Raw genomic sequence first — 26549 nt, 5'->3', positions numbered from 1 at the left:
GACGACGCAGGAGCCGACCATGCAACACATCCTCGACGCGATCCTCGCCGGCGATACGCCCGGCGAGGAGTTTGCGAACCTCGAGATCCCCGACCACTACCGTGCCGCCACCGTCCACAAGGACGAGGTCGACATGTTCGAGGGCGTCGCGACCAAGGAGAAGGACCCGCGCAAGTCCCTCCACGTCGAGGACGTCGCCCTGCCCGAGCTCGGTCCGGGCGAGGCCTTCGTCGCGGTGATGGCCTCGGCGATCAACTACAACACCGTGTGGACCTCGATCTTCGAGCCGGTCTCCACCTTCGGGTTCCTGGAGCGCTACGGCAAGGAGTCCGAGCTCGGCGCCCGCCACAACCTCGACTACCACATCGTCGGCTCCGACCTGTCCGGCGTCGTGCTGGCCGTGGGTGCCGGCGTGACCAAGTGGAAGCCCGGCGACCGCGTCGTCGCCCATTGCCTCTCGGTCGAGCTCGAGGCTCCCGACGGTCACAACGACACGATGATGGACCCCTCCCAGCGCATCTGGGGCTTCGAGACCAACTTCGGCGGCCTCGCCGACGTGGCGATGGTCAAGGCCAACCAGCTCATGCCGAAGCCCGAGCACCTGACCTGGGAGGAGGCCGCCTCCCCCGGCCTGGTCAACTGCACCGCCTACCGCCAGCTCGTCTCCGCCAACGGCGGCAACATGAAGCAGGGCGACAACGTCCTGATCTGGGGCGCCTCCGGCGGCCTCGGCGGCTTCGCGACGCAGTACGCCCTCAACGGCGGCGCCAACCCGGTCTGCGTGGTCTCCAACGAGGAGAAGGCCAAGATCGTGCGCAACATGGGCGCCGAGATGGTCATCAACCGCTCCGAGATGGACTTCAAGTTCTGGAACGAGGACGGCACCCAGCAGAACCCGAAGGAGTGGCTGCGCCTGGGCAAGGCCATCCGCGAGCTCACCGGCGGCGAGGACATCGACATCGTCTTCGAGCACCCGGGCCGCGAGACCTTCGGTGCCTCGGTGTTCGTGACCCGCAAGGGCGGCACCATCACCACCTGCGCGTCGACCTCGGGCTACATGCACGAGTACGACAACCGCTACCTGTGGATGAACCTCAAGAGGATCATCTCGAGCCACTTCGCGAACTACCGCGAGTCGTGGGAGGCCAACCGCCTCATCGCCCAGGGCAAGATCCACCCGACGCTGTCGCGGACGTACACCCTCGAAGAGGTCGGCCAGGCCTCTCTCGACGTCCACCACAACAAGCACCAGGGCAAGGTCGGCGTGCTCTGCCTGGCTCCCGAGGAGGGCCTCGGCGTCCTCGACGAGGAGAAGCGCGCGGCTCACATCGACAAGATCAACCTGTTCCGCGGAATCTGAGAGGTCCAGCCCGGGTAAATAGCCCATTTGAGACTGGATTCACGGCCGGTCTCCCCTTGCGCGAGGGGTGACCGGCCGTAGTCTTGCCCTTTGGGAGCAGAGGGCAAGACACAAACCCCCCTAAAGTGTGAGGAATCCGCCACAAATGACGAATGAGGGACTATCCATCTTCAACGAGGCTTCAGAGCCTCGGAAGAAGCCCGACCAGGACTCGACGGAGACGCAGGTTCTCCCACGGGTTCCTGGCGCTTCCGGATCGCCCAGCTCCGGCCACAACTCGGCTCCACCGGCTCCAGGCTCACTCCCAGCCTTCCCGGTCGTGCGGCGTGGCGGATACGACCCCGGCACGGTGAACGCGCGGGTGCAGCAGCTGCTCCAGGCCAACGGCCAGGGTCAGTCGGCGCTGCGCAACGCCCAGCGCCGCATCGCTGAGCTCGAGCGCAAGGTCACCGACCTCAAGGCCGCTGCCACCCAGGGCAACGAAGCCCCGTCCTACGCCTCCCTGGGCGGTCGCGCGAGCGCGATGCTCCGGCTGGCCGAGGAGGAGGCCGCCGCGGTCAAGGAGTCCGCTGAGAAGGAGGCCGCGGTCATCCGCGAGGCCGCCCAGCGTGAGGCCGCCGCGACCAAGGCGTCCGCCCAGCGCGACATCGAGGCGCTGCGTACGACGCACTACAAGGAGATCGACGATCACCGCGAGAAGGTGACCTCGGAGGTCCAGCAGGCCCGCAAGATGGTGCAGGCCGAGAGCGACGAGCTGCTCGCCGCTGCCAAGCGCGAGGCCGACCAGATCCGGCTCGCCGTGCAGCAGGAGGTCACCCAGCTGCGTACGTCGACCCAGCGTGAGGTCGAGAAGGCACGTGCCGGCGCGGACCGCGAGGTCCAGGAGGCCCGGCGGATGCTCGCCGTCGAGCGCGAGCGTCTCGCCCGCGAGGCCGCCGACCACCACGACCAGGCGATGGCCGAGACCGCTCGCATCGTGACCGAGGGCGAGACCCGCGCCGCGGACGCCGAGGAGCGGGCCCGGATCGCTGCCCAGCACGTCGCCGACCAGCGCGCCGAGCTGGCCAAGGAGTCCGAGGGCATCATCGCTCGCGCCCGCCGCGACGCCGAGGCGATCCTGTCCAAGGCTCGCGCCGAGGCCGACCACCTCGCGTCCACCGCGACCGTCGAGGCCGAGAAGGGCCACGCGATCATCAAGGCCGAGGTCGACCGCCTCACCAAGCGTCGCGACGCGATCGCCGCTCAGCTCTCCTCGCTCACCGACCTGGTCTCCGGGTTCGGCAAGACCGAGGACCCGGCCGAGCTGGAGGCCCCGAAGCCGATCACCGAGGACGAGGACATCGTCGACGGTGAGCTGGTGGTCGACGAGAGCGTCACCCTGGTCGACTCGGACGACGACCTCGACGACGACTACGACGACTACGACGAGCCCTCCGAGAAGACCGCCATCCGCGAGCCCGAGACTGCGACCGAGAGCCGGTGAGCGGGGCCGCTGCCGACCGTCCTGCGGACGGTCCGGAGATGACGTCTGCCCAGACCGACTCCACCGACGACGCGACGGTCGACAGCGAGGCCGCGATCGACCTCGAGGAGCCGGAGGAGGAGAGCGAACGGGACAAGCGGTTCGGTAAGCCCGGACCGCCGTTCGACCGGAAGTCGCCCTACCTGTTCGGGCTGCTCCTGGGCCTCGGTCTGCTGACGGCCTACGCAGCGAGCAACCTCCTCACCACGATGGGGAGCGTGATCCTCCAGGTGGTGGTCTCGCTCTTCATCGCCGCGGGGATCAACCCGATGGTGGTGTTCCTGCAGAGGCGTGGCTTCCCACGTCCGTGGGCGGTGCTGAGTGTCATCCTCGGGGTGCTGGGCGCCCTCGTGCTCTTCTTCGTGGCGCTCGTGCCGGTGATCAGCGACCAGGTCGCCAAGATCTCGGCCAACGTCCCGGACTGGATCGAGGAGCTCCAGCGCAACCAGCGCGTCCAGCAGCTCAACGAGGAATACCAGATCCTCGACAAGGTGCAGGACTACGTCGCCAGCGGCGACTTCGTCAGCAGTGCCTTCGGCGGAGCGCTCGGGGTGGGCCTGGCGGTGATCAACGTGCTCGTCACGGGCTTCATCGTCATCGTCCTGACGCTCTACTTCATCGCCGCCTACGACCAGACGAAGAACGCCATCTACCGTCTCGCCCCGGCCTCGCGCCGCGAGCGGGTCAGCAAGCTCGGTGACCGGGTCTTCGAAGGCATCGGGGGCTATGTCTCCGGGGCGTTCGTCGTCGCGCTCTGCGCCGGTCTGTCCACCCTGGTGCTGCTCTTCGTCATCGGGATGGGCGAGTACGCCGTCGCTCTGGCCTTCGTCGTCATGATCACCGACGTGATCCCGATGATCGGGGCCACCATCGGCGCGGTCATCGTCTGCGCGATCACCTTCGCGACGACCGACCTGAAGACCGGTCTCATCGCGGTGATCTTCTACATCGCCTACCAGCAGTTCGAGAACTACGTCGTCTATCCGCGGGTCATGTCCCGCTCGGTCGACATCCCCGGCGTCATCACGGTGATCGCGGCCCTCATCGGTGCCTCGCTCCTCGGTGTCGTCGGCGCCCTGCTGGCGATCCCGACGGCGGCCGCCATCCTGATGCTGGTCCGCGAGGTCTACGTCAGGGCCCAGGACGAGCGCTAGCTCCACCCACCTGTGAAGCGCCGCACGCAGCCGATGCGTGCGGCGCTTCGCGTTGTCAGGAGGCGGTCGTCGACTGCTCTCCCTGCTGGACCGCGATGATGCCGACCAGCACGACCAGCCCGCCGACGAGCTGAATGAGGCCGGGCGCCTCGCCGAGCAGCAGCCAGGCGACGACGACGGCCGAGACGACCTCGAGAAGCCCCACGAAGGACGAGAGGCGCGACCCGAGGGTGCGGGTGGCGGCGATGCCGGCGGCGTACGCGACCGAGCAGGTCAGCACGCCGAGGCCGATCAGCGGCGCCCACCACGGCATCTCCAGGCCCGCCAGGACCACGGGCGTGGTCTCCATCGCGAACGGGATGGCTCCGACCAGGCAGAGCAGCGCGAGCAGGACCGTCGCGCCGGTCAGACCGAGCCAGGCCAGCGCGAGCGGCGGCAGCGTGGTGCTGGAGTGGGCATTGAGCACGTAGTAGCCGGCCAGGCCGACGGCGGCCGCGGAGCCCCACAGGATGCCGAACGGGTGCACGTTCGCGCCGCTGACCAGGTCGAGGACGAGCACGAGCCCGGCGATCGCGACCAGCGCGCCGACCATCGTCAGCCGCGAGGGCCGCTCGCCGTGCCGCAGCCACATCCAGGCGACGACGAGCACCACCCCCATGTACTCCAGCAGCAGCGCCGGACCGACTGCCATCCACTGCACCGCCGAGAAGAAGGCGAACTGGGGTACCACGATGGCCAGCAGGGCGTACGCCACCACGACCCGCCAGCTCGCAGCGACACCCCGCCACCGGCCGGCGAGCGCGCGCAGCGCGAAGGGGGCCAGCACCACCGCGCCGATGCCGACGCGGAAGACCAGCACGCCGCCCGTCGACCAGCCGGTGTCGAAGAGACCACGCCCCAGCGGGCCCGAGAGGCTGAACGTGACCGCCGACACGAGCGCCATGAGCAGCCCGGCCGCCACCAGCGGCGTCTTCTGCGTGCTCTGCGGCACCGCCTCGTCATTGGTCAAAGTCGTCATGACACATGACGATCCCAGCGACGCGGTAATGTGTCAACATGGTTTTCACCCATGACACCGACGTAGGCCTCCAGGCAGCCGCGGCACTGGCGAACACCCTCGCCCTCTCCCCCGGCTCGGTCGACGAGCTGGAGACCGTGGCGGCCCTCGACGAGTTCTTCGTGACGTACGACTACACGGGGCGGCACGACCGCGACCGCGCCGAGCTCGACGAGGTCCGGGTCCTCCGCGTCCGGCTCCGTGATCTGCTCACCGCGGAGCGCGACGAGGCCGTGCGGCTGACCAACGAGATGCTCGCCGAGCACCGCGCGACTCCTCAGCTGGTCCGCCACACGAACTACGACTGGCACATCCACGCCACCGAGCCCGACGCCCCGCTGGCCACGCGGATCGCGGTCGAGACGGCGATGGCCATGGTCGACGTCATCCGCGCCGGCGAGCTGTCCCGCCTCTCGATCTGCGCCGACGACAACTGTGCCGGCGTGGTCGTCGACCTCTCCCGCAACCGCTCCAAGCGCTACTGCTCACCGACCTGCACCAACCGCAACGCCGTCGCCGCCTATCGGGAGCGTCAGGCGAGCACGAAGTAGCGGAGGGCGACGTAGACCCAGGCGACGGCGAGGGTCACGATGGTGACCACGATGCCGTACCTGGTGAACTTCCAGAAGCTGATGGGGTGGCCGGCCTTGGCGGCGAGGCCGAGCACCACCACGTTGGCGCCGGCGGCGACCGCAGTCGTGTTGCCACCGAGGTCGGCACCGAAGACGAGGGCCCACCACAGCGGGCTGTCGGCGCCCGAGGACGGAGTCGCGGCGACCATCTCCTCCACGATCGGCACCATCGCCGCCGTGTAGGGGATGTTGTCGACGAACCCGCCCACGATCGCCGAGCCGATCATCAGCCCGGTCACCCCGGCGAGCTCGTTGTCGCCCATCAGATCGGCGGCGTACGTCCCGAGGGATCCGATCACACCGACCTCGACGAGCCCGCCGACCAGCACGAACAGCGCCATGAAGAAGGCCAGGGTCGACCACTCGACCTCCTCCAGGAACGCCTCCGTCTGCGTCTGGGAGACGACCACCATCGCGCCGGCACCGAGCATGGCGACCAGCGACGGGTCCAGGTGGAGCTCGGTGTGCAGCCCGAAGGCGAGCATCACCAGGGCGAGGACGGCCAGGCAGCGGTAGAGCAGCCCGCGGTCCGGGATCGCCGAGGCGGGTGGCTCGATCAGACCGTCCAGGTCGACGCGGCCACGGAAGTCACGCCGGAAGAGCACCCGGACCAGGCCGATCAGCACGACCAGGAGGATCAGGCACAGCGGCAGGGAGTGGATCAGGAAGTCGTCGAAGGTCAGGTTGGCCCTGCTGGCCACGATGATGTTGGGCGGATCGGCGATCAGGGTCGAGGTGCCGCCGACGTTGGCGGCCAGGATGAGCGAGATCAGGTAGGGCATCGGGCGCAGGCCCAGCCGCTCGCAGACCGACAGCGTCACCGGCGTGACGAGCAGCACGGTGGTCACGTTGTCGAGGATCGGCGAGAGCGCCGCGGTGACCAGGATCAGCAGCGTCGCCAGGCGCGCCGGGCGACCGCCGGAGTGCTTGACCGCCCACAGCGCGAGGAACTCGAACAGGCCCGTCTGTTTGAGGACGCCGACGATCACCATCATCCCGAAGAGCAGGAAGATGACGTCCCAGTCGACCCCGGTCTCATGGCTGAAGAAGGCCGACTCGGCGTTGATGATCCCGAGCACGACCATCGCGGCGACACCACCCAGGGCGGCGGCGACGCGGTGGACACGCTCGGTGGCGATGAGGCCGTAGGTGACGATGAAGACGGCCACCGCTGCGTACACGATCATGCGTTGAGCTCCATGCCATCGACCCTCCGTTACCGGAGACTCGATCCGAATGGGTGCTGCCACCCATAAGGCCAGGCCAGCGAGCATGTCAGGGTTGGGGCATGAGCGAGCGCCAGCGAGTGACCATAGGCCTCAGGCCGCCGCCTCCGTACGATTGCGCTTGCGCCACGGAGGCGGCGGCATGAGCCATCTACCCCTCTACTGGCGGGTCTGCCTGACCAACTGGGCCGTGTTCTGCGTCGGCACCCTGGTCCTGGCGCTGTCGCCGGCCCGGGTCTCCGAGCGCGTCCTGGCCTCGGAGGCGGTGGTGCTGGCGGTCGGCCTGGTGGTGATGGCGACGCTCAACGCGCTCCTGCTGCTGCGCAGCCTGGCGCCGATCGACCGGGTGATCCGCACCATGGACTCGGTCGACCACCTCTCCCCCGACCAGCGCCTGCCGACCCCGGGCAAGGGCGCCGGCGCGCGGCTGGTGGCCAGCTACAACGCGATGCTCGAGCGGCTGGAGACCGAGCGGAGCACCAGCAACGCCAAGGCGCTCGCCGCGCAGGAGGCGGAGCGACACCGGATCGCCCAGGAGCTCCACGACGAGGTGGGACAGTCGCTCACCGTCGTACTCCTGGGGCTGAAGGGTCTGGAGCGACAGGTGCCGGAGGAAGTACGCCCCGAGCTCGCCGCCGTCCGCGAGTCCGCGCGCACCGGCATCGACGACGTACGCCGTGTGGCCCGCCAGCTGCGGCCGGGCGTGCTCGAGGATCTCGGCCTGCACGCCGCCCTGGCCTCGCTGGCCACCGACGTCGGCGCCCTGGGCCGCACGACCGTACGCCGCACCATCGGCCGCGGGCTTCCCGAGCTGCCCCAGGACCGCGAGCTGGTGATCTACCGGGTCGCCCAGGAGGCGCTCACCAACGTCGTACGCCACGCCCACGCCACGACCGCCGAGCTCTCCCTGTGCAAGGTCGGCGACAAGGTCGTCCTCACTGTCTCCGACGACGGCCGCGGCAGCGCCGCCCTCGTGGCCGGCGCCGGGATCAGCGGTATGCGGGAGCGGGCACTGCTCGTCGGTGCCGACCTGAGCGTGACGAGCACCCCCGGCCGCGGCACCACCGTCCGCCTGGAGGTGCCGCTGTGACTCCCACGCCCGCGAAGATCCGGATCCTGCTGGCCGACGACCACACCCTCGTACGCCGCGGGGTCCGCCTCATCCTCGACGCCGAGCCGGACCTCGAGGTGGTCGCCGAGGCCGCCGACGGGGCCGAGGCCGTCGCGGCGCTGCGCGACGTCGAGGTCGACCTGGTGATCCTCGACGTCGCCATGCCGCGCATGACCGGGCTGCAGGCCGCGCGCACGATCGCCCGGATGCGTACGCCTCCGAAGATGCTGATGCTCTCGATGCACGACAACGAGCAGTACTTCTTCGAGGCGCTCAAGGTCGGCGCCAGCGGGTACGTCCTCAAGTCGGTCGCCGACGAGGACCTGGTCAAGGCCTGCCGCACCGCCATGAGCGGCCAGGCCTTCGTCTACCCCGGCGCGATGAGTGCGCTGGTCCGCGACTATCTGGACCGGCTCAACCGTGGCGAGAGCCTGCCGCGCACGGTGCTGACCGAGCGCGAGGACGAGGTGCTCAAGCTCATCGCCGAGGGCCACTCGACCCGGGAGATCGCCCGCGAGCTGACGATCTCCTACAAGACCGTCGAGCGGCACCGCGAGAACATCCTCGCCAAGCTGGGCCTCCGCGACCGCACCCAAGTCACGCGATATGCCATCAGAGCGGGTCTCATCGAGCCCTGAGAAGGCCTACCGTCGAAGGATGGACCCACGGCTCGACGCAGACCTCGCCGGGATGACCGATCTCCTCGGCGCGATCCAGGACTACGCACAAGAGATCATCGCCGGACTCGACGGCAGACCGGTGACGTCTCCGTTCCGGCCACCGTCCGCCGAGCGGCTACCGGCACGGGGCGCCGGCGGCCAGGCCGCTCTGCGTCACTTCGAGACCCGCTGGGCGCCGGGCCTCTCGGCGAGCGCCGGCCCCCGCTACCTGGGCTTCGTCACCGGCGGGGCGACCCCGGCCGCGGTCGCCGGCGACTGGCTGACCCCGGTCTTCGACCAGAACACCATCACGGTCCAGGACTCCGCCGCCAGCGACCTGGAGCGCGAGACGGTGCGCTGGGTCCTCGACCTGCTGGACCTTCCTGGTGACTTCAGCGGAGCGTTCGTCACCGGCGCGACCATGTCCAACCTCACCGGGCTGGCGCTGGCGCGCGAGTGGCTCGGCGACCGGCTCGGAGTGTCGGTCTCGGCCGAGGGCGTCGCGGCGCTCGGTCCGGTCGTCGTGCTGTCGGGCGCTGCCCACTCCACCGTCTCCAAGGCGCTCTCCGTGCTCGGCCTGGGCCGCGACAGCCTCCAGCCGGTCGCTCTCCTCTCCGACCGCGACGCGGTCGACGTCGACGCGTTGCGGACCGCGCTGCGTGAGCAGGACGGCCGGCCCGTGATCGTCGTCGCCAACGCCGGCACCGTGAACACCGGCGACTTCGACGACCTGGCCGCCATCGCCGACCTGCGCGACGAGTTCCCGTTCTGGCTGCACGTCGACGGCGCCTTCGGAGCCTTTGCTGCCCTCTCCCCCGCGCATGCCCACCTCGTCGCAGGCCTCTCTCGCGCCGACTCGATCTGCGTCGACCTGCACAAGTGGCTCAACGTCCCCTACGACTCCGCGATCCAGCTCAGCCGCCACCAGGACCTCCAGGCCCGGGTCTTCAGCAACGCCTCGGCCTACATCGGCCACCCCGGCTCCTCCCCCGACTTCGTGCATCTGACCCCGGAGAGCTCCCGGCGCCTGCGCGCCCTGCCCGCCTGGTTCACCCTGTACGCCTACGGCCGCGAAGGCCACCGCGAGATCGTCGAGCGCACCATCGCCCTGGCTCACCGCACCGCGCGGCTGCTCGCCGAGATCGACGGCGTCGAGCTGCTCGCCCCGGTCCGGCTCAACATCGTGTGCCTGAAGGTCCCCGGCGATCCCGCCGAGCTCGCCCGCCGTGTCGCCGATACCGGCGTCACCTTCGTGACCCCCACGGTCCACCACGGCATCCCCGCCCTGCGGCTGGCGTTCAGCAACTGGCGTACGTCGGAGGCGGATGCGGATCGGATCGTCGAGGTGTTCCGGCGGCTCTTGTCGGACAGCTAGGCCAGGAGGCAGCCGCGAGCCGGAACGTCGCGCCGCCCACCGTCCCAGGGGCTCAGGCGCCGAACTCCCGGGCGCGCAGCTTCGCCAGGTGGGCGTGCACCAGCGGAAGCACCGACGCACCCTCGCCGCTCGCGGAGGCGACCCGCTTCATCGACCCGGCACGCACGTCACCGACGGCGAACACACCCGGCACCGTCGTCTCCAGACTCGCGGGCGGGCTCCCGTCGACCCACCCCTCGCGGGGTACGTCGCGTCCGGTCAGCACGAACCCGTGCTCGTCGAGCGCGACCCCGTCCGCCAGCCACAAGCAGTCAGGTTCCGCTCCGAGCAGGCAGAAGAGGCCGTCGGCGGACGTCTTGGTTTCCTCACCGGTGTCCAGGTTCTCCAATCCCAGCCACTCCAGCCGACCGTCGCCACCGCCGTCGCCGACGACCGTGCGTGCCCGGACCTGGATGTTCGACGTCGCGTCGATCTCACGTACGAGATAGGCCGACATGGTCTCCGCGAGGTCGTTTCGCCGAACCAGGATCGTCACTGTGCTCGCGAACTTGGCGAGGTGGATGGCTGCCTGTCCGGCCGAGTTGCCCCCACCGACCACGAAGACGTCCCGGCCCTGCATCTCGCGCGCCATCGACGTCGCGGCGCCGTAGTACACGCCAGCGCCCACCAGGTCGTCCACCGCGGGCACCCCGAGCCGGCGATAGGTCACGCCCATCGCGAGCACGACCGTACGGGCGCAGAACTGCGCGCCACGCACGTGCACGTGCTGGTGCTCGGGCTCGTCGACCGGACCGGGCTCGATCCCGGTCACCGGACGCCCGGTGAAGAATCGCGCGCCGAACCTGCTGGCCTGGATGCGGGATCGCTGGGCGAGGCGCATGCCCGAGATGCCACGTGGGAAGCCGAGGTAGTTGCGGATCATCGAGCTCGACCCTGCCTGGCCGCCGATCGCGTCGCGCTCCACGACGACGGTCGCCAAGCCCTCCGACGCGGCGTAGACGGCCGCCGCGAGGCCCGCCGGCCCGCCACCCACGATGGCGACGTCGGCGATCACTCCCTCAGGGATCTCGTCGAACCCGCCGTAGATGGCCTCGGCGGCCGTCGCCGCCGTCGCGCCGGAGACCACGCGACCCGTGAAGGTGCGGACCAGAGGCAGCCGTGCGCCCGGGCCGGCGGCCTCGATGAGCTCCTGAGCCTCGTCGTCGTCCGGCCCGAGCAGGCGATGCGGGAAACCCATGCGTTCGAGCAGGTCGCGGATCGCCGCCGCGTCACGGTCGCCCGGATCGGCCACGACGTCGGTCACGGTCACCAGCGGCTTGCCCACCGACCATCCCCACTCCGAGAGCAGCTCGATCAGCGCGGTGTGGAACTCCTCGTCCCGCGGACCGCGCGGGATGAGCACGAAGGTGTCCATCTCGCGCTGGAGAGCCGCGGCCCGCAGGTCGTCGAGAGCACCGGCGAAGTCGTCCCACGAGACGAGCGCGACCCGGCGAGCCGTCGCCACGATCCCCGGTAGGTGGTGCAGGAACTCGATCGAGGTGCCTCCGTCGAGCACGTGCTCGACAGCGACCATCGCGATCTGCGCACCCTCGCCCACGAGCCCGCGGGTCCGGTCGAGGCCCGCGGCGAAACCCACCACCGGCTCGATCCGGTAGTCACGGTCGTACCGCGCCCGGAACTCCCGCTCGATGACGTCGGCATGCTCGCCGCCGACCAGCACGATGACGGGTCTGTCACGCTCCATGTCGCACAGCGTAGACGCCACCCGGCACAGATGCCGGTCAGTCGCCGAGGCTCAGTCGCCGAGGAACTGACGCAGGGCCGCGAGGAAGGTGTCCGGCTTCTCGGAGTGGACCCAGTGTCCGGCGCCCTTGATCGTCACCTTGCGGTAGCGCGGGAACCACTCCTTCATCGCCGGCGCGTACTCGTCGGTGACGTAGTTGGACAGCTCGCCGGCCACCCACATCACCGGCCCGTCGTACGGCTCATAGGCTTTCAGCTCCTCGGCCGGCCAGTCGCCGATGCGGTCCAGGTCGCGGCCGAGGACGGGGAGGTTCATGGACCAGCGCCAGCTGTCGCCGTCGCGGCGCAGGTTCTGCAGCAGGAAGCCGCGGACGGTCGCGTCGGGGACCGCCTCCTGCATCCCGGCGTCGGCCTCCTCACGGCGGGTGATGCGGTCCAGGTCGAGGCTCCGCATGGCGTCGACGTACGTCTTGAAGCCGCCGACGCGGTCGTAGACGACCGGCGACATGTCGGCCACGACGAGCTTCGCGACCAGCTCGGGGCGGGTGATCGCGAGCAGCATCGCCACCTTGCCGCCCATCGAGTGGCCGACCACGGTCGCGGGGTCGTCTGCCGAGAGCAGCTCGGCGACGGCCGCGGTCACCTCGAGGTAGTCGAAGGTGTCAGGCTGCGGGGAGCGGCCGTGATGCGGCAGGTCGACGAGCGTGACCCGATGCTTGTCGGCCAGCTGCTTGCCGAGGGTGTTCCAGTTGCGTCCCTGGCCGAAGAGTCCGTGCAGGAAGACGACACGACTTCCGGCGTCGCCGAGCTCGAGCGTATGAAGTGGTGGCACCGGGGAAGCGTACGTCGCTCTAGAAGTCGAAGCCGTCGAACATGTCGCCGATGCCGTCGCCGATCCCGCCGAACATGTCGCCCATGCCCTCACCGATGCCACCGATCGCGTCGCCCATGCCCTCGCCGATCTCACCGAAGGCGTCGAAGCCGCCGAAGGCGCTGAACATCAGCCCGGCGAACATCCAGTCCATCGGTGAGAAGGCGCCGAAGTAGCCGGCGGCGTAGGGCCGGTAGGCCGGGCCACCCTGCCAGTAGGGAACGCGCTCGTTGCCGACCATCACCTTGCGGGTGTCGGGCTCCGCGCCGACCTTGACGCGCTCGGCGTCGAGCGCGCAGGCGGGTACGTCACGGGTGGTGCCGCCCGGCGGCGCCCAGGCCACGTCCTCGACCGAGAGCCCGTGGCGGGGGTCGAAGAAGCACGGCGGGCGACGCTTCGGCAACGGCTCGCCGGCGACCCGCGCCTCGACGCAGGCGATGGCATAGCGGCCGTCCTCGACGATCGTCGTGATCTTCTTGACGTCGTCGGGCTCGGTCATCTTGTCGACGGTGCGCTTGGCCGTCTCGTACTCGTCCAGCGCGCGCTGGTAGTCGGCGTTGGCGCCCTCGTCGAGCTCCTTGCCGGCCATGTCCAGGTCGAGCCTCTGCAGCTCTTCACCGAACGCGGTCACGTCCTCGAAGGCGAGCTGCTTGACCGGCTCGAGGTCAGCGCGCTGCTTTTCCAGCGCTCGCGCCTGCGAACGCTTGCTGGTCACTACCACGGTCCCGATCACCGCGACGACGATGAGAAGTGCGATCAGAAGTCCCACGTCTTTCAGCGTACTGCCACGGTGGTCGGGCCGGGCGGGACCTCTTCTCAGCTGTGCATATTGCTTCGGGCTTCGCTTCAGCTGTAGTCGCGGAAGCCCTTGCCGGTCTTGCGGCCGAGGTAACCGGCGGTGACCAGGTGCTCCAGCAGCGGCGCGGGCGCGAAGCCCGGCTCGCGGAACTCCAGGTAGAGCTCGCGCTCGATGGCCAGCGAGACGTCATTGCCGACCACGTCGAGCAGCTCGAACGGACCCATCGGCAGCGCACAGCCGAGCTTCATCGCGGTGTCGATGTCGTCGGCGGTCGCGTAGTGGCCCTCGAGCATCTTGACCGCGTCGTTGAGGTAGGGGAAGAGCAGCGCGTTGACGATGAAGCCGGCCCGGTCCCCGCACGAGACCGGCGACTTGCCGACCTTCGAGCACAGCGCGCGCACGGTCTCGGCGACCTCCTCGGCGGTGGTGACGGTGGAGACGACCTCGACCAGCTTCATCACCGGCGCCGGGTTGAAGAAGTGCATCCCGACGACGTCGGACGGCCGCTTGGTCACCTTCGCCAGCTCGATGACCGGCAGGCTCGAGGTCGTGGTCGCCAGGATCGCGCCCGGCTTGCAGATGTCATCGAGGTTCTCGAAGAGCGTGGTCTTGATGGCCAGGTCCTCGGCGATCGCCTCCACGACGATGTCGACGTCGGCCAGGTCATCCAGCGAGGTCGTACCGGTGAGCCGGCCGAGGATCTCCGGCTTCGCCGACTCCTCCAGCTTGCCGCGTCCGATCGCCTTGTCGAGGCTCTTGGTGATCCGCGCGGCGACACCGTCGACCTTGTCGGCGCTGCGTCCGACGTACGTCACGTCGTAGCCGCCCTTGGCGAAGACCTCGACGATCCCTGAGGCCATCGTGCCGGTGCCGACGACGCCGATCTTCGCGATCGTGCGGCGCAGCTCGTGGGTGGCGTCGGCGCTCGGGGTCAGCGCGTCCGGGACGACGACGGGCGAGTCGGCGGCCTCGTAGGTGTAGAAGCCGCGGCCCGACTTCCGCCCGAGCATCCCGGCGGTGACCATCTGCTTGAGGATCGGCGCGGGGGCGTGCAGCCGGTCGCGACCCTGGCGGTACATCGTGTCGAGGATCTCGTAGGAGGTGTCCAGGCCGATCAGGTCCAGCAGCGCCAGCGGGCCCATCGGGTAGCCGCAGCCCAGTCGCATCGCGGTGTCGATGTCCTCGCGGGTGGCGTAGTGGCCCTCGAACATCGAGACCGCGTGGTTCAGGTAGCCGAAGAGCAGCGCGTTGGCGATGAACCCGGCCCGGTCACCGCAGACCACCGGCGACTTGCCGACCTTGCCGACGACCTCGCGCACATCCTCGAGCACGTCCGGCTCGGTCACCACAGTGCGTACGATCTCGACGAACTTCTGCACCGGGGCAGGGTTGAAGAAGTGAACGCCGACGACGCGCCCGGGGTGGTTCGAGGCGGTCGAGATCTCGGTCACCGACAGCGACGAGGTGTTGGTCGCCAGGATCGTCTCGGGAGCCACGATCTCGTCGAGGGTGGCGAGGATCGACTTCTTCAGCTCCAGCGACTCCACGACCGCCTCGACGACCATGTCGACGTCCTTGAGCGCCGTCGGGTCGGTGGCGAAGGAGATCCGGCCGAGCAGCGCCTCCTGCTCCTCCTCGCTGAGCTTGCCGCGCTTGACCGCGCGGCCCGTCGAGTGCGCCAGGTGGGCCTTGCCGCGCTCGAGGCCCTCCTCGTCACGCTCCACCCCGACCACGGTGAACCCGTTACGGGCGAACACCTCCGCGATCCCGGCACCCATGGTGCCCAGGCCGACGACTCCGACTGTCTCGATCGTGCGCTCACTCATGCCCCGCATCCTGCCACGGTGTGATGCCCGGCACGCCGGGACGCCGCTAGATTCGGGCACTGTGACCGACCAGACGCAGACCGCCGAGCGCATCGAGGCCGAACGCATCGACGCCGAGCGGATCATCCCCGCCTCCCCCACCGACATCTTCGCCGTCCTCATCGACCCCGACGGCCATGTGGCCATCGACGCCGCCGGCATGCTCCAGTCCGCGGAGGGATCGCCGGTGGGCGCGGTCGGCGACCGGTTCGTCGTCCACATGGACCGCGAGGCCCTCGGCGACTACCCACTCGGCAAGTACGACGTCACCGTGATCATCACCGGGTTCGAACCCGACCGGGCCATCGAGTGGACCATCGAAGGCACCGTCAAGCCACCCATCGGCCACCGCTTCGGCTACGAGCTGGAGCAGCTCGACTCGGGCGACACCCGCGTCACCTCGTACTGCGACTGGTCCACCGCCCTCCCCGAGTGGAAGGCGATCTTCCCGGTGATCGACCAGAAGTCGATCCGGGCCACCCTCGGAATCCTGGAACGTGCCGTACGCCGCGGCTACCCCAAGCCCTGACCGAAGCGTCACCCCCGTCGGCCGAGGCGTCACTCGCGCGAATCGAGCCGGCACCGAAGTGCCGACTCGATTCGCGTAGGTGATGCCTCGGCCGACGTACGTGACTTCTCGGCGAGGCCGGGATCAGTAGGTGTGGAAGCCCTCACCGGTCTTGCGGCCGAGCTTGCCTTCCTGGACCTTCTGGACCAGGAGGGCGGCGGGGTCGAAGCCGGGCTCGCCGAACTCGTTGCGGAGCTCGGTCTGGATGGCCAGGGAGACGTCGTTGCCGACCACGTCGAGGAGCTCGAAGGGGCCCATCGGGAAGCCCGCGGTCTCCTTGATCGCGGCGTCGATCTCGGCGATGGCGACGCCGGACTCGTGCAGCTTGACCGCGTCGTTGAGGTAGGGGAACAGCAGCGCGTTGACGATGAAGCCGGAGCGGTCGCCACAGGAGACCGGGACCTTCTTGACCGCGGTGGACAGTGCGCGCACGGTCTCGTCGACCTCGGGCGAGGTGAGGTCGGTGGTGACCACCTCGACCAGCTTCATCACCGGCGCGGGGTTGAAGAAGTGCATGCCGATGACGTCACCGGGGCGTGCGGTGACCTTGGCGAGCTCGGTGATCGGCATCGAGCTGGTGGTGGTGGCCAGGATGGCACCGGGCTTGGCGATCCGGTCGAGATCCTTGAAGAGCGCGGTCTTGACCTCGAGGTCCTCGGCGATGCCCTCGACGATCAGGTCGGCCTCGCCGAGATCCTCGCGCGACGTGCTGCCGGTGAGGCGGCCGAGCACCGCGGCCTTGGTCTCCTCGTCCGAGCGGCCCTTCGCGATGGCCTTGTCGAGCGACTTGGTGATGCCGGCGGCGACCCCGTCGAGCTTCTCCTGGGAGCGGCCGACGAAGACGACGTCGTACCCGGCCTGGGCGAAGACCTGGACGATGCCCGAGGCCATCGTGCCGGTGCCGACCACGCCGATCTTCTCGATCGTGTGGCGCAGCTCCGGAGCCTTGGCGTGGTCCCCGGCCACCGCGGCGAACGTCCCGGCCTGGCCGGCGACCTTGGTGAGCAGGTCGGCGGGCTTGTGCAGGTTGTCGCCGGTCTCCTCGAAGCGGGCGAGCAGCGCGGCGCGTACGGCGGCAGCGCCGATCTCGTCGGCCGTGGCCAGCGGCCCCTGGGGGTAGCCGCAGCCGAAGCACATGGCGTTGTCGATGTCGGTGGCGGTGGCGTAGCCCGACTCGAGCATGCGAATGGCGTGGTTGAGATAGGGCAGCACGAGCACGTCGTGGATGGAACCCTGGGTCGAAACCGTCATGCGACGGAAGACTGCCAAATTTATTACCCATGAGTAACCCCTGGTGGCGTGACGCTGCTCACATGGGGCCATGCGATACGTTCTCCCGGTGAGACTCGTCGTTGCCACCTGCCAGGTCGACTACGCGGGGCGGCTCACCGCCCACCTACCGATGGCCACGAGGGTGTTGATGCTCAAGGCCGACGGATCGGTGCTGGTCCACTCCGACGGGGGCTCCTACAAGCCCCTCAACTGGATGTCGCCGCCCTGCACCCTCTCGGAGGGCAAGTCCGACGACGGCCGCATCGAATGGACCGTCACCTCCAAGACGGACGACACCCTGCGCATCCTGATCGACGAGATCCACCACGAGACGTCCCACGACCTGGGCATCGACCCCGGCCTGCAGAAGGACGGCGTCGAGAAGCATCTCCAGGAGCTCCTCGCCGACCACCCGGCGACGCTGGGCGAGGGCCTGACCCTCGTACGCCGCGAGTACCCGACCGCGATCGGGCCCGTCGATCTGATGTGCCGCGACGCCGACGGGAAGTCGGTCGCGGTCGAGATCAAGCGACGCGGCGAGATCGACGGCGTCGAGCAGCTGACCCGCTATCTCGAGCTGCTCAACCGCGACCCGCTGCTTGCCCCGGTACGCGGCATCTTCGCTGCTCAGGCGATCAAGCCCCAGGCCCGCGTACTGGCCGAAGATCGCGGTATCACCTGCGCAATCGTGGACTACGACGCGCTCCGCGGCCTCGACGATCCGACCGAGAGACTCTTCTGACCAACAGTTGGTGCACGGTCAGGCAAGTTCACGTCGGGGAAACACCATTCCTTACCTTTGAGTAGGAACTGCGTGACAAGATTCACGCCATGTCCATGAACTACTCGGGGCATGGCGTTGGGGGCCGCCTGTCCGTGAGCGACGTCGAGGCGATCATGATCGATCTACTCACGATGCAGCAGATGCACACGGCGGAGTTCCATGCGATCAAGAACCGGATGGAGCGCACCGACGCTGCGATCGACAGCGTCAACGCGCGCCTGGACAGCGTGGAGCGGCGGCTGGACGACCTGCTGATCTCGATGAGCCAGCTGCTCAACTGGGCAAACCCCCGCTGAGACCACCCCCGTCGGTCGAGCCGGGCGAGCGCCAGCGAGTCCGTGTCGAGACCAACACATCCCGTCTTCCGCGACAGCAGACCGTGTTGGTCTCGACACGCCTCCGCCTAGCGGCTCCGGCGGCTCGACCAGCGGTTACTGCACAGTGATCGGCTCGCCGCCGGAGACGAGGCGCCAGTCGACCGAGGCGAACGCGGCCGGGTCGATGACCTGGTGGGCGGTGACCCAGTCGATGAGCAGCTGGCGGATCTCGACCTGCTGGTTGTAGACCACGGTGGCGTCGGTGACGTGCGGGAAGCCGCCGCCACCGGACTGGCGGTAGTTGTTGACCGCGAGCACGAACTCCTGCGCGTCGGTCACCGCGACGCCGTCGTAGGCGAGGTTGGTGATCCGCGAGCCGACCGCGACCGAGATGTCGATGTCGTAGGTCAGCGCCGCGTCCAGGCCCGCGATGGTGTCGAAGTTGTAGTCGGGCGTGCCGTTGGGCGCGGTGTCGGTCGGCGCGTTGGTCACGGCGTCGATCGGGAACGGGCCGGTGCCGCTGACCTGCTTGAAGTAGCGGGCGCTGAACTCGAGGTAGTCCTTGAGCTGGGCGCCGGTGATGCGCACCGCCATCAGGGTGTTGTCGTAGATGTAGAGGCCGGCCACGTCGCGTACGGTCACCTCGCCCGCGGGGAAGGCCGCGGCGCGGCTGAACGGCGCCGCGATCGAGATGACCGGCAGGTCAGCGTCGGAGCCGGTCAACGCCGCCTTGACCGCGTCGGCCTGGACGTAGTTGACGAAGTCGATGATGGGTACATCCTCGACGACCGCCCGCGCGGCCAGCATCTCCACCGCCGACGTGCCGACGACGGAGTTCACGTAGGAGACCACGACGTCGTGCTGCTCCTGCACGGCGGCCGAGACCTCCGGGTCGGGGTCGACGGTGTTGGAGTTGAGCGTCTGCGAGGTCGCCGACTGCAGGACCCAGCGGGGCCGGCCATGGCGCTTCTCGCGGCGTACGACCAGGTCCATCACGGAGACGCGCATGCCCCAGTAGAGCGGCTCGGTCAGCAGCACCTGCTTGCCGGTCTCGGTGTTGGTGACGTAGCGCTGGGTGATCTCGCGGTGAGCGTGGCCGACGAGGATCGCGTCGACGTCCGCCACCTGCTCGGCCACCAGGGTCGAGGCGTTCTCCGGGGGCAGCTCGTCGCCGTAGGAGCTGGAGGTGTCGGCGCCTGAGTGGGCGCTGATGATGACCAGGTCGCAGCCGGCCTTCTTGAGCTCGGGCACGAAGATCTTGGCCTGCTCGACCAGCCCCGGGAACTCCATCTTCCCCTCGACGTTGGCCTTGTCCCAGATCGCGATGCCGGGGTTGGTCAGCCCGAGCACACCGACGCGGAGGCGGCGGCCGCGGCCCAGGCCGTAGTCCTTGATGATGTAGGGCGGGAAGACCGGCAGCTTGGTCGACGGGTCGACCGCGTTGGCGCCGAGCATCGGGAAGTTCACCTGCTCCTCGAACTTCCGGATCGTGTCGATGCCGTAGTTGAACTCGTGGTTGCCGAGCGCGGCGGCGTCGTAGCCGACCAGGTTCATCGCCCGCGCCATCGGGTGGATCGCACCCTCGGTGATCGGGTCGATCCGGGCGTAGTAGTAGGCCAGCGGGGTGCCCTGGATCGTGTCACCGGCGTCGATGGTGAGGATCGGCTCGCCTCGACGATCCTCGCGGACGGCGTCGATCAAGGTCTTGACCTTGGCGACGCCGATCTCGTTGCCTGCGCTGTTCGAGAACTCGGCGTTCTTGTAGTAGTCCCAGTTGAAGACGTTGCCGTGCAGGTCGGTCGTACCGAGCACGGTCAGCCGGACCGTGTCGGGCTTGCCCGCGTGCGCAGGGGCAGCGGTGTAACCGGCAGCACTCAGCGCCGCGGCGCCCGTGACAGCAGCACCGGACAGGACAGAGCGGCGGGTGGCGTGAGGCATCGGTAACGTCCTTGCGCGAGTAGGTAATCGAATGCAAGGCAATTCCTACCACCTCGGACGCAACTTGGCGGCGCCTTCCGTCAAGCAGCCAGATGCTTCTTCTTGACGGGCTTGCCGTCGAGGGTGACCAGACGGCGCTTCTTGACCGTCATCCCCTCAGGCAGGGTGCCCTCCTTGAGCATGCGGATCGGACACCGCTTGCAGCGCGACTTCGACACGCAGCACTCCGTCTTGGGAGGCTTCCTCTTCTTGCCCACGCTCGAAGGGTAACAGCAGGGTTAGGCATGCCTTACTTCCACGAGTGCCGCCACCTCGGAGGCGCACCCCCAGCTCAGCGTCACCCCGGCGCCGCCGTGGCCGTAGCAGTGCACCACCCGCCCCTCGCGCTCCAGCCGAACCGAGGGCCGAGCTGGCCGGAGGCCGACCAGATGGGCCCTGACCTCGGCGTTCGCGATCCCCGGCACGGCTGCGGTGGCGTCGGCCAGGATCCGCTCGGCCGTACGCGGATCCGGGCTCTGGTCCCAGGCGTGCGGCACCGACGTACCTCCGACCACGGTGTCGCCACCGCGCGGGAAGACGTAGGAGGGGGCGTCGCCCTCGGCCTCCAGCCACTCCTCGGTGGCACCCGGCTCGAGGACGACGATCTGGCCCTGGACCGGGTAGAGGCTGGCGTCGCCGGCCAGCTCGCGCGAGCCGAGCCCGGTCGCGTTGACCACGACGTCGGCGTCCAGACTCGCCAGGTCGTCGACGGTCCCGGTCGTGATGCTCCCGCCCGCCTCGGTGATCCGCCGCTCGAGCCACGGCAGGTAGACCGGCATCTCGGCGATCGGGACGGTGAACTCGGCACGGCCCTCGGTCACGGTCAAGTCGGTGAGCGGCTCGGCCCACCACAGGTCCGCCTCGGGGTTGTGCTGAGTGCCGTGCACCATGCGTACGCCTGCCTCCGGCTCCTCCTCGGCCAGCCGGGCGAGCTCTCGGAAGGTCTCGGCCGCCCAGGCCGTCACCCGGTCGCGAGGCTCGGCGAGGTAGGGGAACCAGAACCCGCCGGCCACCGCCGAGGTGGTCCCGCTCGTCCGCTCCCGGCCGATCACGGTGACCTCGTGACCGGCCTCCAGCAGCCGCACCGCGCACGAGAGCCCGATGACTCCGGCTCCGACCACCGTTACTCGCATACGCGGCAGGCTACCGCGCGCCGCTGTAACACGTTTCGGCGCGTCGTAGGGCGACCTCAGTGCTCCTCGGCCAGGCGACGAGCCAGCACCGGGATGACGATGGCGGCGGCGACGACGTGCAGCAGCATCAGGACGACCGCACTGGCGGCGTCGAAGCCGAAGGTGACGTCGGGGACGAGCGAGAGGACGGTCAGCACGACGGTGGTGACCACGAACGTACGTCGCGGGCGGCGGGCCACGCGGGCCATCACCGCCGCCATCGCGACCCCGATGAGCGAGAAGAGGGCGGTCAGTTGGGCGTAGCCGGCGAGCGGGATCGTGCCGCTGGCGGTCTCGAAGCTCACCCCGACCGCCGAGGCGGCCGCGGCGAGGACGGTGACGACCGCGCTGGCTACGACCGTGGCGCCGAGGCCATGGAGCCAGACATGCTTGCGGGCGGCGCGGGTCGAGCGGGTGGTCTGCTGGGCGGTGGTGATCGTGGACATCTCGTACTCCCGTGAAGTGGCGGGAGGCGCTGTCCGCCTCCCTCTGCCCCTTTCACGAATGGCCACGACACAGGATCGACACGGATCCCGAAGTTTTTTCGGGAGCCGTGTCGAACTACTGCTCAGGAGAGGTCGTTGGCCTTCCGGATGACCTCGACGATGTCGGCCATGATCTCGGTGAGACTGAAGTCCTTGGGCGTGTAGACCGCCGCGACCCCCGACTCGATCAGCGTCCTGGCGTCGGACTCGGGCACGATGCCACCCACGATGACGGGAACGTCACCCAGACCCGCCTCGCGCAGCCCCTCGACCACCGACGGCACCAGCGACATGTGCGAGCCGGAGAGGATGGAGAGCCCGACGACGTGTACGTCCTCGGCGACCGCCGCGGCGACGATCTGCTCCGGGGTGAGCCGGATGCCCTGGTAGATGACCTCGAAGCCGGCGTCGCGGGCTCGGACCGCGACCTGCTCGGCACCGTTTGAGTGACCGTCCAGACCCGGCTTGCCGACGAGCATGCGCAGCTTGACGCCGAGCTCCTCGCCCGTGGCCTTGACTCGGTCGCGTACGGCCGACAGCTCGGCGCCGGCCTCCGCGGCACCGACGGCACCGGAGACGCCGGTGGGCGCCCGGAACTCGCCGAAGACCTCGCGCAGGGTGCCGGCCCACTCCCCCGTGGTCGCGCCCGCACGAGCGGCGGCCAGGGTGGCCTCCATCAGGTTGGCATCGGTCTTCGCGGCAGCGGCCAGAGCGGCCAGCGCCTCGGAGACGGCCGCCTCGTCACGCTCGGCCTTCCAGGCCTCGAGGGAGGCCTTGGCGGCCTCCTCGGCGCGGGGGTCGGCGACCATGATCGCGGCGTCCAGGTCCGCGGTCAGCGGGCTCGGCTCGGTGGTGGTGAACTTGTTGACGCCGACGATGATCTCCTCGCCGGACTCGATGGCGGCGCGACGGCGCGCGTGCGAGGAGACCAGCTCGGACTTCATGTAGCCGGTGTCGACCGCGGCGATCGCCCCGCCCATGGCCTGGACCCGGTCGATCTCCTCCTTGGCGCCCGCGACGAGCTCGGCCACCTTGGCCTCGACGACCGGGGAGCCGTCGAAGAGGTCGCCGTACTCCAGCAGATCGGACTCGTAGGCGAGCACCTGCTGCAGGCGCAGCGACCACTGCTGGTCCCACGGACGCGGCAGACCGAGCGCCTCGTTCCAGGCGGGCAGCTGCACCGCGCGCGCCCGAGCGTTCTTGGACAGCGTCACCGCGAGCATCTCCAGCACGATGCGCTGGACGTTGTTCTCCGGCTGCGCCTCGGTCAGGCCGAGGGAGTTGACCTGCACGCCGTAGCGGAACCGGCGCATCTTCGGGTCCTCGACGCCGTAGCGCTCCCGGGTGATCTCGTCCCAGAGCTCGACGAAGGCGCGCATCTTGCACATCTCCTCGACGAACCGCACGCCCGCGTTGACGAAGAACGAGATCCGGCCGACGACCTTGCCGAAGTCCTCCTCGGACACCTGACCGGAGGCCTTGACCTGGTCGAGCACCGCGATGGCGGTGCACATCGCGTACGCGATCTCCTGCACCGGCGTGGCCCCGGCCTCCTGCAGGTGGTAGCTGCAGATGTTGATCGGGTTCCACTTGGGGATCTGGTGGACCGTGTAGGCGATCATGTCGCTGATCAGCCGCAGGGAGTGCTCCGGCGGGAAGACGTACGTCCCCCGGGAGAGGTACTCCTTGATGATGTCGTTCTGGGTAGTACCGGCCAGCTTCGCGGCCACCTCAGCAGGGTCCATCCCGGGGTTCTGCTCCTCGGCGGCGACCTGATACATCGCGAGCAGCCACATGGCGGTCGCGTTGATCGTCATCGAGGTGTTCATCTCGGTGAGCGGGATCTGGTCGAAGAGCTTGCGCATCTCCCCCATGTGCATGATCGGCACGCCCACCTTGCCGACCTCGCCGCGGGCGAGGACGCTGTCGGGGTCGTAGCCGGTCTGCGTGGGCAGGTCGAAGGCGACCGAGAGACCGGTCTGGCCCTTGGCGAGGTTGGTGCGGTAGAGCTCGTTGGACGCCTCGGCGGTCGAGTGGCCGGCGTACGTGCGCATCAGCCAGGAGCGATCCTTCGCCGGGCGGCTCTGCTCGGAAGGCGTGGTGTCCGTCATAAGAGGCATGCTAGCCCCTCGGTTACCGCTCAGTAACCGGCTCCGGTGTGGAAGATGTCACTCACCGGGCCACTCCTTTACCCACCGCGCCGCTAGGCGATGAGCGGTGAGTTCTCCACCTCGAGAACACGATAGAGCCTGGAGAGGTGGAGCATCCGGCGCACCGCGGGGGTGCAGCCCTGCAGAGTGAGGCGGCGCCCCTCCGCATGGGCCTGCCTGGTCGCGACGGCGAGCAGCTTCAGCGCCGTCACATCAGCACTGCTCACGCCGGAGACGTCGAGCACGACGTCACCCTCCACCGAGTCGAGATGGTCGTAGATCACGCTGCGTGCCATCCAGGTGCTGCGTACGTCGAAATCTCCGTTCAGCACCAGCGTCGGCCCGTCGATCAAGATCTCCATGCCCTGCCTCCATCCCCCAGGAACTGGATTGCCCTACACAGAAGCTCTACGCCTACATGACGCTCCCTCTCGCCCACTATGACGCGCGGCTGCTCCGATTGGTTGCACCTCACCAGCCTCATTCGTCACTCTTGTCCCAATTTTCTGTCAATTGACCACGTTCGCCGAAAGTAGGCCCTCCGCATAGGCTCAGCGCATGGTCAACCTGACGCGCATCTACACCCGCACCGGCGACGCCGGTGAGACCCGGCTCGGCGACATGAGCCTGACCGCCAAGACCGATCTGCGGCTGGAGGCGTACGCGACGACCGACGAGGCCGGGGCGGCGATCGGTGTCGCACTGGCTCACGGCGGCATCGACGAGGACGTCGTGAAAGTGCTGACGACCGTCCAGAACGACCTCTTCGACGTGGGCGCCGACCTGTCGACCCCGGTCGTCGAGGACCCCGAGTATCCGCCGCTCCGCGTCGAGCAGGCCTACATCGACCGGCTCGAGGCCTGGTGCGACGACTACAACGAGCCGCTGGAGAAGCTGCGCTCGTTCATCCTCTCCGGCGGCACCGTGGCCGCGGCCCACCTGCACGTGGCCCGCACCGTCGTGCGCCGCGCGGAGCGGGCGGCCTGGGCTGCGTACGAGGTCCACGGCGAGACCATGAACAAGCTCGCCCTGACCTACCTCAACCGCCTCAGCGACCTGCTCTTCATCCTCGCCCGGCACGCCAACCGCGAGCAGGGCGACGTCCTGTGGGTGCCGGGCGGCGAACGCTAGAGCCAGCCGCGACGACCCGCCTCGTAGCCGAGCTGGAGGCGGGTGTCGACCTGCGCGCGGTCCATCATCTGGCGCACCCGCCGCTGGACCGTACGCAGCGACAGCCCGAGCTGCGCCCCGATGGAGGCGTCGGTCAGGCCGGCGAGCAGCAGCGAGAGCACCTTGGTGTCCAGGGGCTCGAGGCGATCGGCGGCCGTCTCGACCGTGCCCTCCGGCGTCGCGACGAGCTTGGGGGCCGAGGTCCAGATCAGGTCGAAGAGGGCGATGATCGCGTCGAGGAGGCCGCTGGGGTGGAGCAGCAGAGCGTCTTGGACCGTGTTGTGCTCACCGTTCATGAGCGGGATCAGGGCGATCTCCCGGTCGACGATGAAGGCGCGCAGCGGCACCGTCGGCACGACCCGCAGCTCGATCCCGATCTCGAGACCGGAGTCGATGGTCTCGTAGATGCCGGGGGTGTCGAAGACGGAGCGCTCCAGGACGATGTCGTGCCGGACGCCACGTTCGATCGCGGCCCGCTCGGCCTCGTCGGCGTCCTCCCGGGTGACGACCGCCGCCTGCGGCTTCTGCAGCGCCTGGATGCACTTCTTCGCCGAGTACTGCAGCTGAGCGAACCGCTGGGCGATGGCCTCGGTGCCGTGCACGACGTCGACGACGTCGGCCACGTCGCGGCGAGCGACCGAGCCCCGATAGAGCCCGGCGAGCTCGGTCATCTCGACCTGCGCTCGGCGCAGCTCGTCCTGGCGCTGGACGAGCAGCGCCCCGAGCGCCACCGCCGGCGGGGAGGCGACGTAGCGATCCTGACCGGCCGAGGCGCGGGCGACGAGGCCCTTTCCCTCCAGCGCGGACAGCACCGCCGAGACCGCGTAAGTGTCCAGGTCGGCCGCTTCGGCCAGCTCTTCGAGGTTGGCCGACGGCGCGGCGACCAGCTGGCGGTAGACCGTCTCCTCGAGATTGTCGAGACCGAGCGCATCGAGCATCCGAGATGCCTTTCCGTGGCGGGGAACGAACGACGGTCATCATGGCAGATATACGACACGTCACATTCCCGCCATGGCGGTTCGACTTGCATTCACCGGCAACTTGGCCGAAAGTATTCATCGCCACCTCGGTCCGGATCCCCCCGCTCGGATCGAGGTGGCTTTCTTTTTGCGCGACAAAGTTGTCGCGATCGGTTCGGATCCGGTTGTCCGCGACGCGATGTCGGGCGTGCGTCTATGCATGCCGATGAATGCACCGAGACTCCGTGGTGACGCACTGCTGGTCTAGACCACTGCCACCGCATCGAACGAGACGCTGCTCACCACGAGCGTCCACGAAGT

At 69.0% G+C, this 26549-nt stretch carries 26 protein-coding genes; 12 read left to right on the top strand and 14 right to left on the bottom strand.

Annotation, left to right across the window (positions count from 1 at the left end; all coding sequences use genetic code 11):
* Window positions 1–19: 19 nt before the first annotated feature.
* The 3 genes from ccrA to ACIO3S_RS15975 all read left to right on the top strand — a co-directional run bounded on the left by ccrA (window position 20) and on the right by ACIO3S_RS15975 (window position 4036).
* A complete protein-coding gene (ccrA, locus tag ACIO3S_RS15985) occupies window positions 20–1360 on the top strand; it encodes a crotonyl-CoA carboxylase/reductase (protein WP_160027802.1) in 1341 nt (446 codons plus the stop codon).
* A 319-nt stretch (window positions 1361–1679) separates the two neighbouring features.
* Window positions 1680–2843, top strand: a complete 1164-nt coding sequence (locus tag ACIO3S_RS15980) for a hypothetical protein (RefSeq protein WP_160027800.1) — start codon at window positions 1680–1682, stop codon at window positions 2841–2843.
* A gap of 38 nt (window positions 2844–2881) precedes the next feature.
* Window positions 2882–4036, top strand: a complete 1155-nt coding sequence (locus ACIO3S_RS15975; protein ID WP_400465382.1) for an AI-2E family transporter — start codon at window positions 2882–2884, stop codon at window positions 4034–4036.
* A gap of 55 nt (window positions 4037–4091) precedes the next feature.
* Here ACIO3S_RS15975 and ACIO3S_RS15970 read toward each other — a convergent pair whose 3' ends face one another.
* Window positions 4092–5054, bottom strand: a complete 963-nt coding sequence (locus ACIO3S_RS15970; protein WP_400465379.1) for an EamA family transporter — start codon at window positions 5052–5054, stop codon at window positions 4092–4094.
* Window positions 5055–5092: 38 nt separating this feature from the next.
* Here ACIO3S_RS15970 and ACIO3S_RS15965 point away from each other — a divergent pair, with 38 nt between their 5' ends.
* Complete coding sequence (locus ACIO3S_RS15965) at window positions 5093–5644, top strand: CGNR zinc finger domain-containing protein (RefSeq protein WP_400465376.1); 552 nt, start codon at window positions 5093–5095, stop codon at window positions 5642–5644.
* Here the strand turns inward: ACIO3S_RS15965 and ACIO3S_RS15960 are convergent.
* Window positions 5626–6912, bottom strand: a complete 1287-nt coding sequence (locus tag ACIO3S_RS15960) for an SLC13 family permease (RefSeq protein WP_400465373.1) — start codon at window positions 6910–6912, stop codon at window positions 5626–5628. The two genes, ACIO3S_RS15965 and ACIO3S_RS15960, sit on opposite strands and share 19 nt — an antisense overlap.
* A gap of 181 nt (window positions 6913–7093) precedes the next feature.
* Here ACIO3S_RS15960 and ACIO3S_RS15955 point away from each other — a divergent pair, with 181 nt between their 5' ends.
* From ACIO3S_RS15955 to ACIO3S_RS15945, 3 genes are read left to right on the top strand one after another with little or no spacing between them, the layout of a single operon-like run.
* Complete coding sequence (locus tag ACIO3S_RS15955; RefSeq protein ID WP_400465370.1) at window positions 7094–8041, top strand: HAMP domain-containing sensor histidine kinase; 948 nt, start codon at window positions 7094–7096, stop codon at window positions 8039–8041.
* A complete protein-coding gene (locus ACIO3S_RS15950; protein WP_091047850.1) occupies window positions 8038–8700 on the top strand; it encodes a response regulator transcription factor in 663 nt (220 codons plus the stop codon). The genes ACIO3S_RS15955 and ACIO3S_RS15950 overlap by 4 nt, the downstream gene beginning before the upstream one ends.
* Before the next feature lie 19 nt (window positions 8701–8719).
* The gene (locus tag ACIO3S_RS15945; RefSeq protein WP_400465367.1) at window positions 8720–10096 is read left to right on the top strand and encodes a pyridoxal phosphate-dependent decarboxylase family protein; all 1377 of its coding nucleotides are present in this window, start codon (window positions 8720–8722) and stop codon (window positions 10094–10096) included.
* Between the two features lie 52 nt (window positions 10097–10148).
* Here ACIO3S_RS15945 and ACIO3S_RS15940 read toward each other — a convergent pair whose 3' ends face one another.
* The 4 genes from ACIO3S_RS15940 to ACIO3S_RS15925 all read right to left on the bottom strand — a co-directional run bounded on the left by ACIO3S_RS15940 (window position 10149) and on the right by ACIO3S_RS15925 (window position 15335).
* Complete coding sequence (locus ACIO3S_RS15940; protein ID WP_400465365.1) at window positions 10149–11840, bottom strand: FAD-dependent oxidoreductase; 1692 nt, start codon at window positions 11838–11840, stop codon at window positions 10149–10151.
* Window positions 11841–11891: 51 nt separating this feature from the next.
* Entirely contained in the window at window positions 11892–12671 is a 780-nt protein-coding gene (locus ACIO3S_RS15935) for an alpha/beta fold hydrolase (RefSeq protein ID WP_400465362.1), read from the bottom strand.
* Window positions 12672–12690: 19 nt separating this feature from the next.
* On the bottom strand, window positions 12691–13479 hold the full coding sequence (locus ACIO3S_RS15930) for a hypothetical protein (protein ID WP_400465359.1): 789 nt from the start codon (window positions 13477–13479) through the stop codon (window positions 12691–12693).
* A gap of 77 nt (window positions 13480–13556) precedes the next feature.
* Window positions 13557–15335 (bottom strand): 3-hydroxybutyryl-CoA dehydrogenase, encoded by a 1779-nt coding sequence (locus ACIO3S_RS15925; RefSeq protein WP_350713151.1) that lies wholly within the window; start codon window positions 15333–15335, stop codon window positions 13557–13559.
* A gap of 61 nt (window positions 15336–15396) precedes the next feature.
* Here ACIO3S_RS15925 and ACIO3S_RS15920 point away from each other — a divergent pair, with 61 nt between their 5' ends.
* Window positions 15397–15903 (top strand): polyketide cyclase, encoded by a 507-nt coding sequence (locus tag ACIO3S_RS15920; RefSeq protein ID WP_400465355.1) that lies wholly within the window; start codon window positions 15397–15399, stop codon window positions 15901–15903.
* Between the two features lie 123 nt (window positions 15904–16026).
* Here ACIO3S_RS15920 and ACIO3S_RS15915 read toward each other — a convergent pair whose 3' ends face one another.
* Window positions 16027–17193: a 3-hydroxyacyl-CoA dehydrogenase NAD-binding domain-containing protein gene (locus ACIO3S_RS15915; RefSeq protein WP_400465353.1), complete on the bottom strand. Its 1167-nt coding sequence runs from the start codon at window positions 17191–17193 to the stop codon at window positions 16027–16029.
* Between the two features lie 88 nt (window positions 17194–17281).
* Between ACIO3S_RS15915 and nucS the strand changes: the two genes are divergently transcribed.
* Window positions 17282–17956, top strand: a complete 675-nt coding sequence (gene nucS / locus ACIO3S_RS15910; protein WP_201451249.1) for an endonuclease NucS — start codon at window positions 17282–17284, stop codon at window positions 17954–17956.
* 134 nt (window positions 17957–18090) lie between these two features.
* Window positions 18091–18294 carry a hypothetical protein gene (locus tag ACIO3S_RS15905; RefSeq protein WP_378834731.1) on the top strand — a complete coding sequence of 68 codons (204 nt, stop codon included), beginning with the start codon at window positions 18091–18093 and terminating at the stop codon, window positions 18292–18294.
* A 135-nt stretch (window positions 18295–18429) separates the two neighbouring features.
* Here the strand turns inward: ACIO3S_RS15905 and ACIO3S_RS15900 are convergent, their stop codons facing one another.
* The 6 genes from ACIO3S_RS15900 to ACIO3S_RS15875 form a co-directional block, all read right to left on the bottom strand.
* Window positions 18430–20253 carry a bifunctional metallophosphatase/5'-nucleotidase gene (locus tag ACIO3S_RS15900; protein WP_400465349.1) on the bottom strand — a complete coding sequence of 608 codons (1824 nt, stop codon included), beginning with the start codon at window positions 20251–20253 and terminating at the stop codon, window positions 18430–18432.
* A gap of 80 nt (window positions 20254–20333) precedes the next feature.
* Window positions 20334–20510 (bottom strand): hypothetical protein, encoded by a 177-nt coding sequence (locus ACIO3S_RS15895; RefSeq protein WP_008362162.1) that lies wholly within the window; start codon window positions 20508–20510, stop codon window positions 20334–20336.
* Window positions 20511–20531: 21 nt separating this feature from the next.
* Entirely contained in the window at window positions 20532–21425 is an 894-nt protein-coding gene (locus ACIO3S_RS15890; protein WP_400465346.1) for an NAD(P)/FAD-dependent oxidoreductase, read from the bottom strand.
* 56 nt (window positions 21426–21481) lie between these two features.
* Window positions 21482–21910, bottom strand: a complete 429-nt coding sequence (locus ACIO3S_RS15885; RefSeq protein WP_400465343.1) for a DUF6069 family protein — start codon at window positions 21908–21910, stop codon at window positions 21482–21484.
* Window positions 21911–22032: 122 nt separating this feature from the next.
* Entirely contained in the window at window positions 22033–24060 is a 2028-nt protein-coding gene (locus tag ACIO3S_RS15880; RefSeq protein WP_400465340.1) for a protein meaA, read from the bottom strand.
* A gap of 92 nt (window positions 24061–24152) precedes the next feature.
* Entirely contained in the window at window positions 24153–24461 is a 309-nt protein-coding gene (locus ACIO3S_RS15875; protein WP_357338650.1) for an STAS domain-containing protein, read from the bottom strand.
* 196 nt (window positions 24462–24657) lie between these two features.
* Between ACIO3S_RS15875 and ACIO3S_RS15870 the strand changes: the two genes are divergently transcribed.
* Complete coding sequence (locus tag ACIO3S_RS15870; RefSeq protein ID WP_350837908.1) at window positions 24658–25230, top strand: cob(I)yrinic acid a,c-diamide adenosyltransferase; 573 nt, start codon at window positions 24658–24660, stop codon at window positions 25228–25230.
* On the opposite strand, the gene ACIO3S_RS15865 is transcribed toward ACIO3S_RS15870, so the two are convergent.
* Complete coding sequence (locus ACIO3S_RS15865) at window positions 25227–26207, bottom strand: helix-turn-helix domain-containing protein (RefSeq protein WP_160027763.1); 981 nt, start codon at window positions 26205–26207, stop codon at window positions 25227–25229. The genes ACIO3S_RS15870 and ACIO3S_RS15865 overlap by 4 nt on opposite strands.
* Window positions 26208–26280: 73 nt before the next feature.
* On the opposite strand from ACIO3S_RS15865, the gene ACIO3S_RS15860 reads away from it, so the two are divergent.
* Window positions 26281–26496 (top strand): hypothetical protein, encoded by a 216-nt coding sequence (locus ACIO3S_RS15860; RefSeq protein ID WP_400465335.1) that lies wholly within the window; start codon window positions 26281–26283, stop codon window positions 26494–26496.
* Window positions 26497–26549: the final 53 nt, after the last annotated feature.

It is taken from the genome of Nocardioides sp. NPDC087217, from assembly GCF_044744805.1.
Lineage (GTDB): Bacteria > Actinomycetota > Actinomycetes > Propionibacteriales > Nocardioidaceae > Nocardioides.
This window is presented reverse-complemented; position numbering and strand designations above follow the sequence as displayed.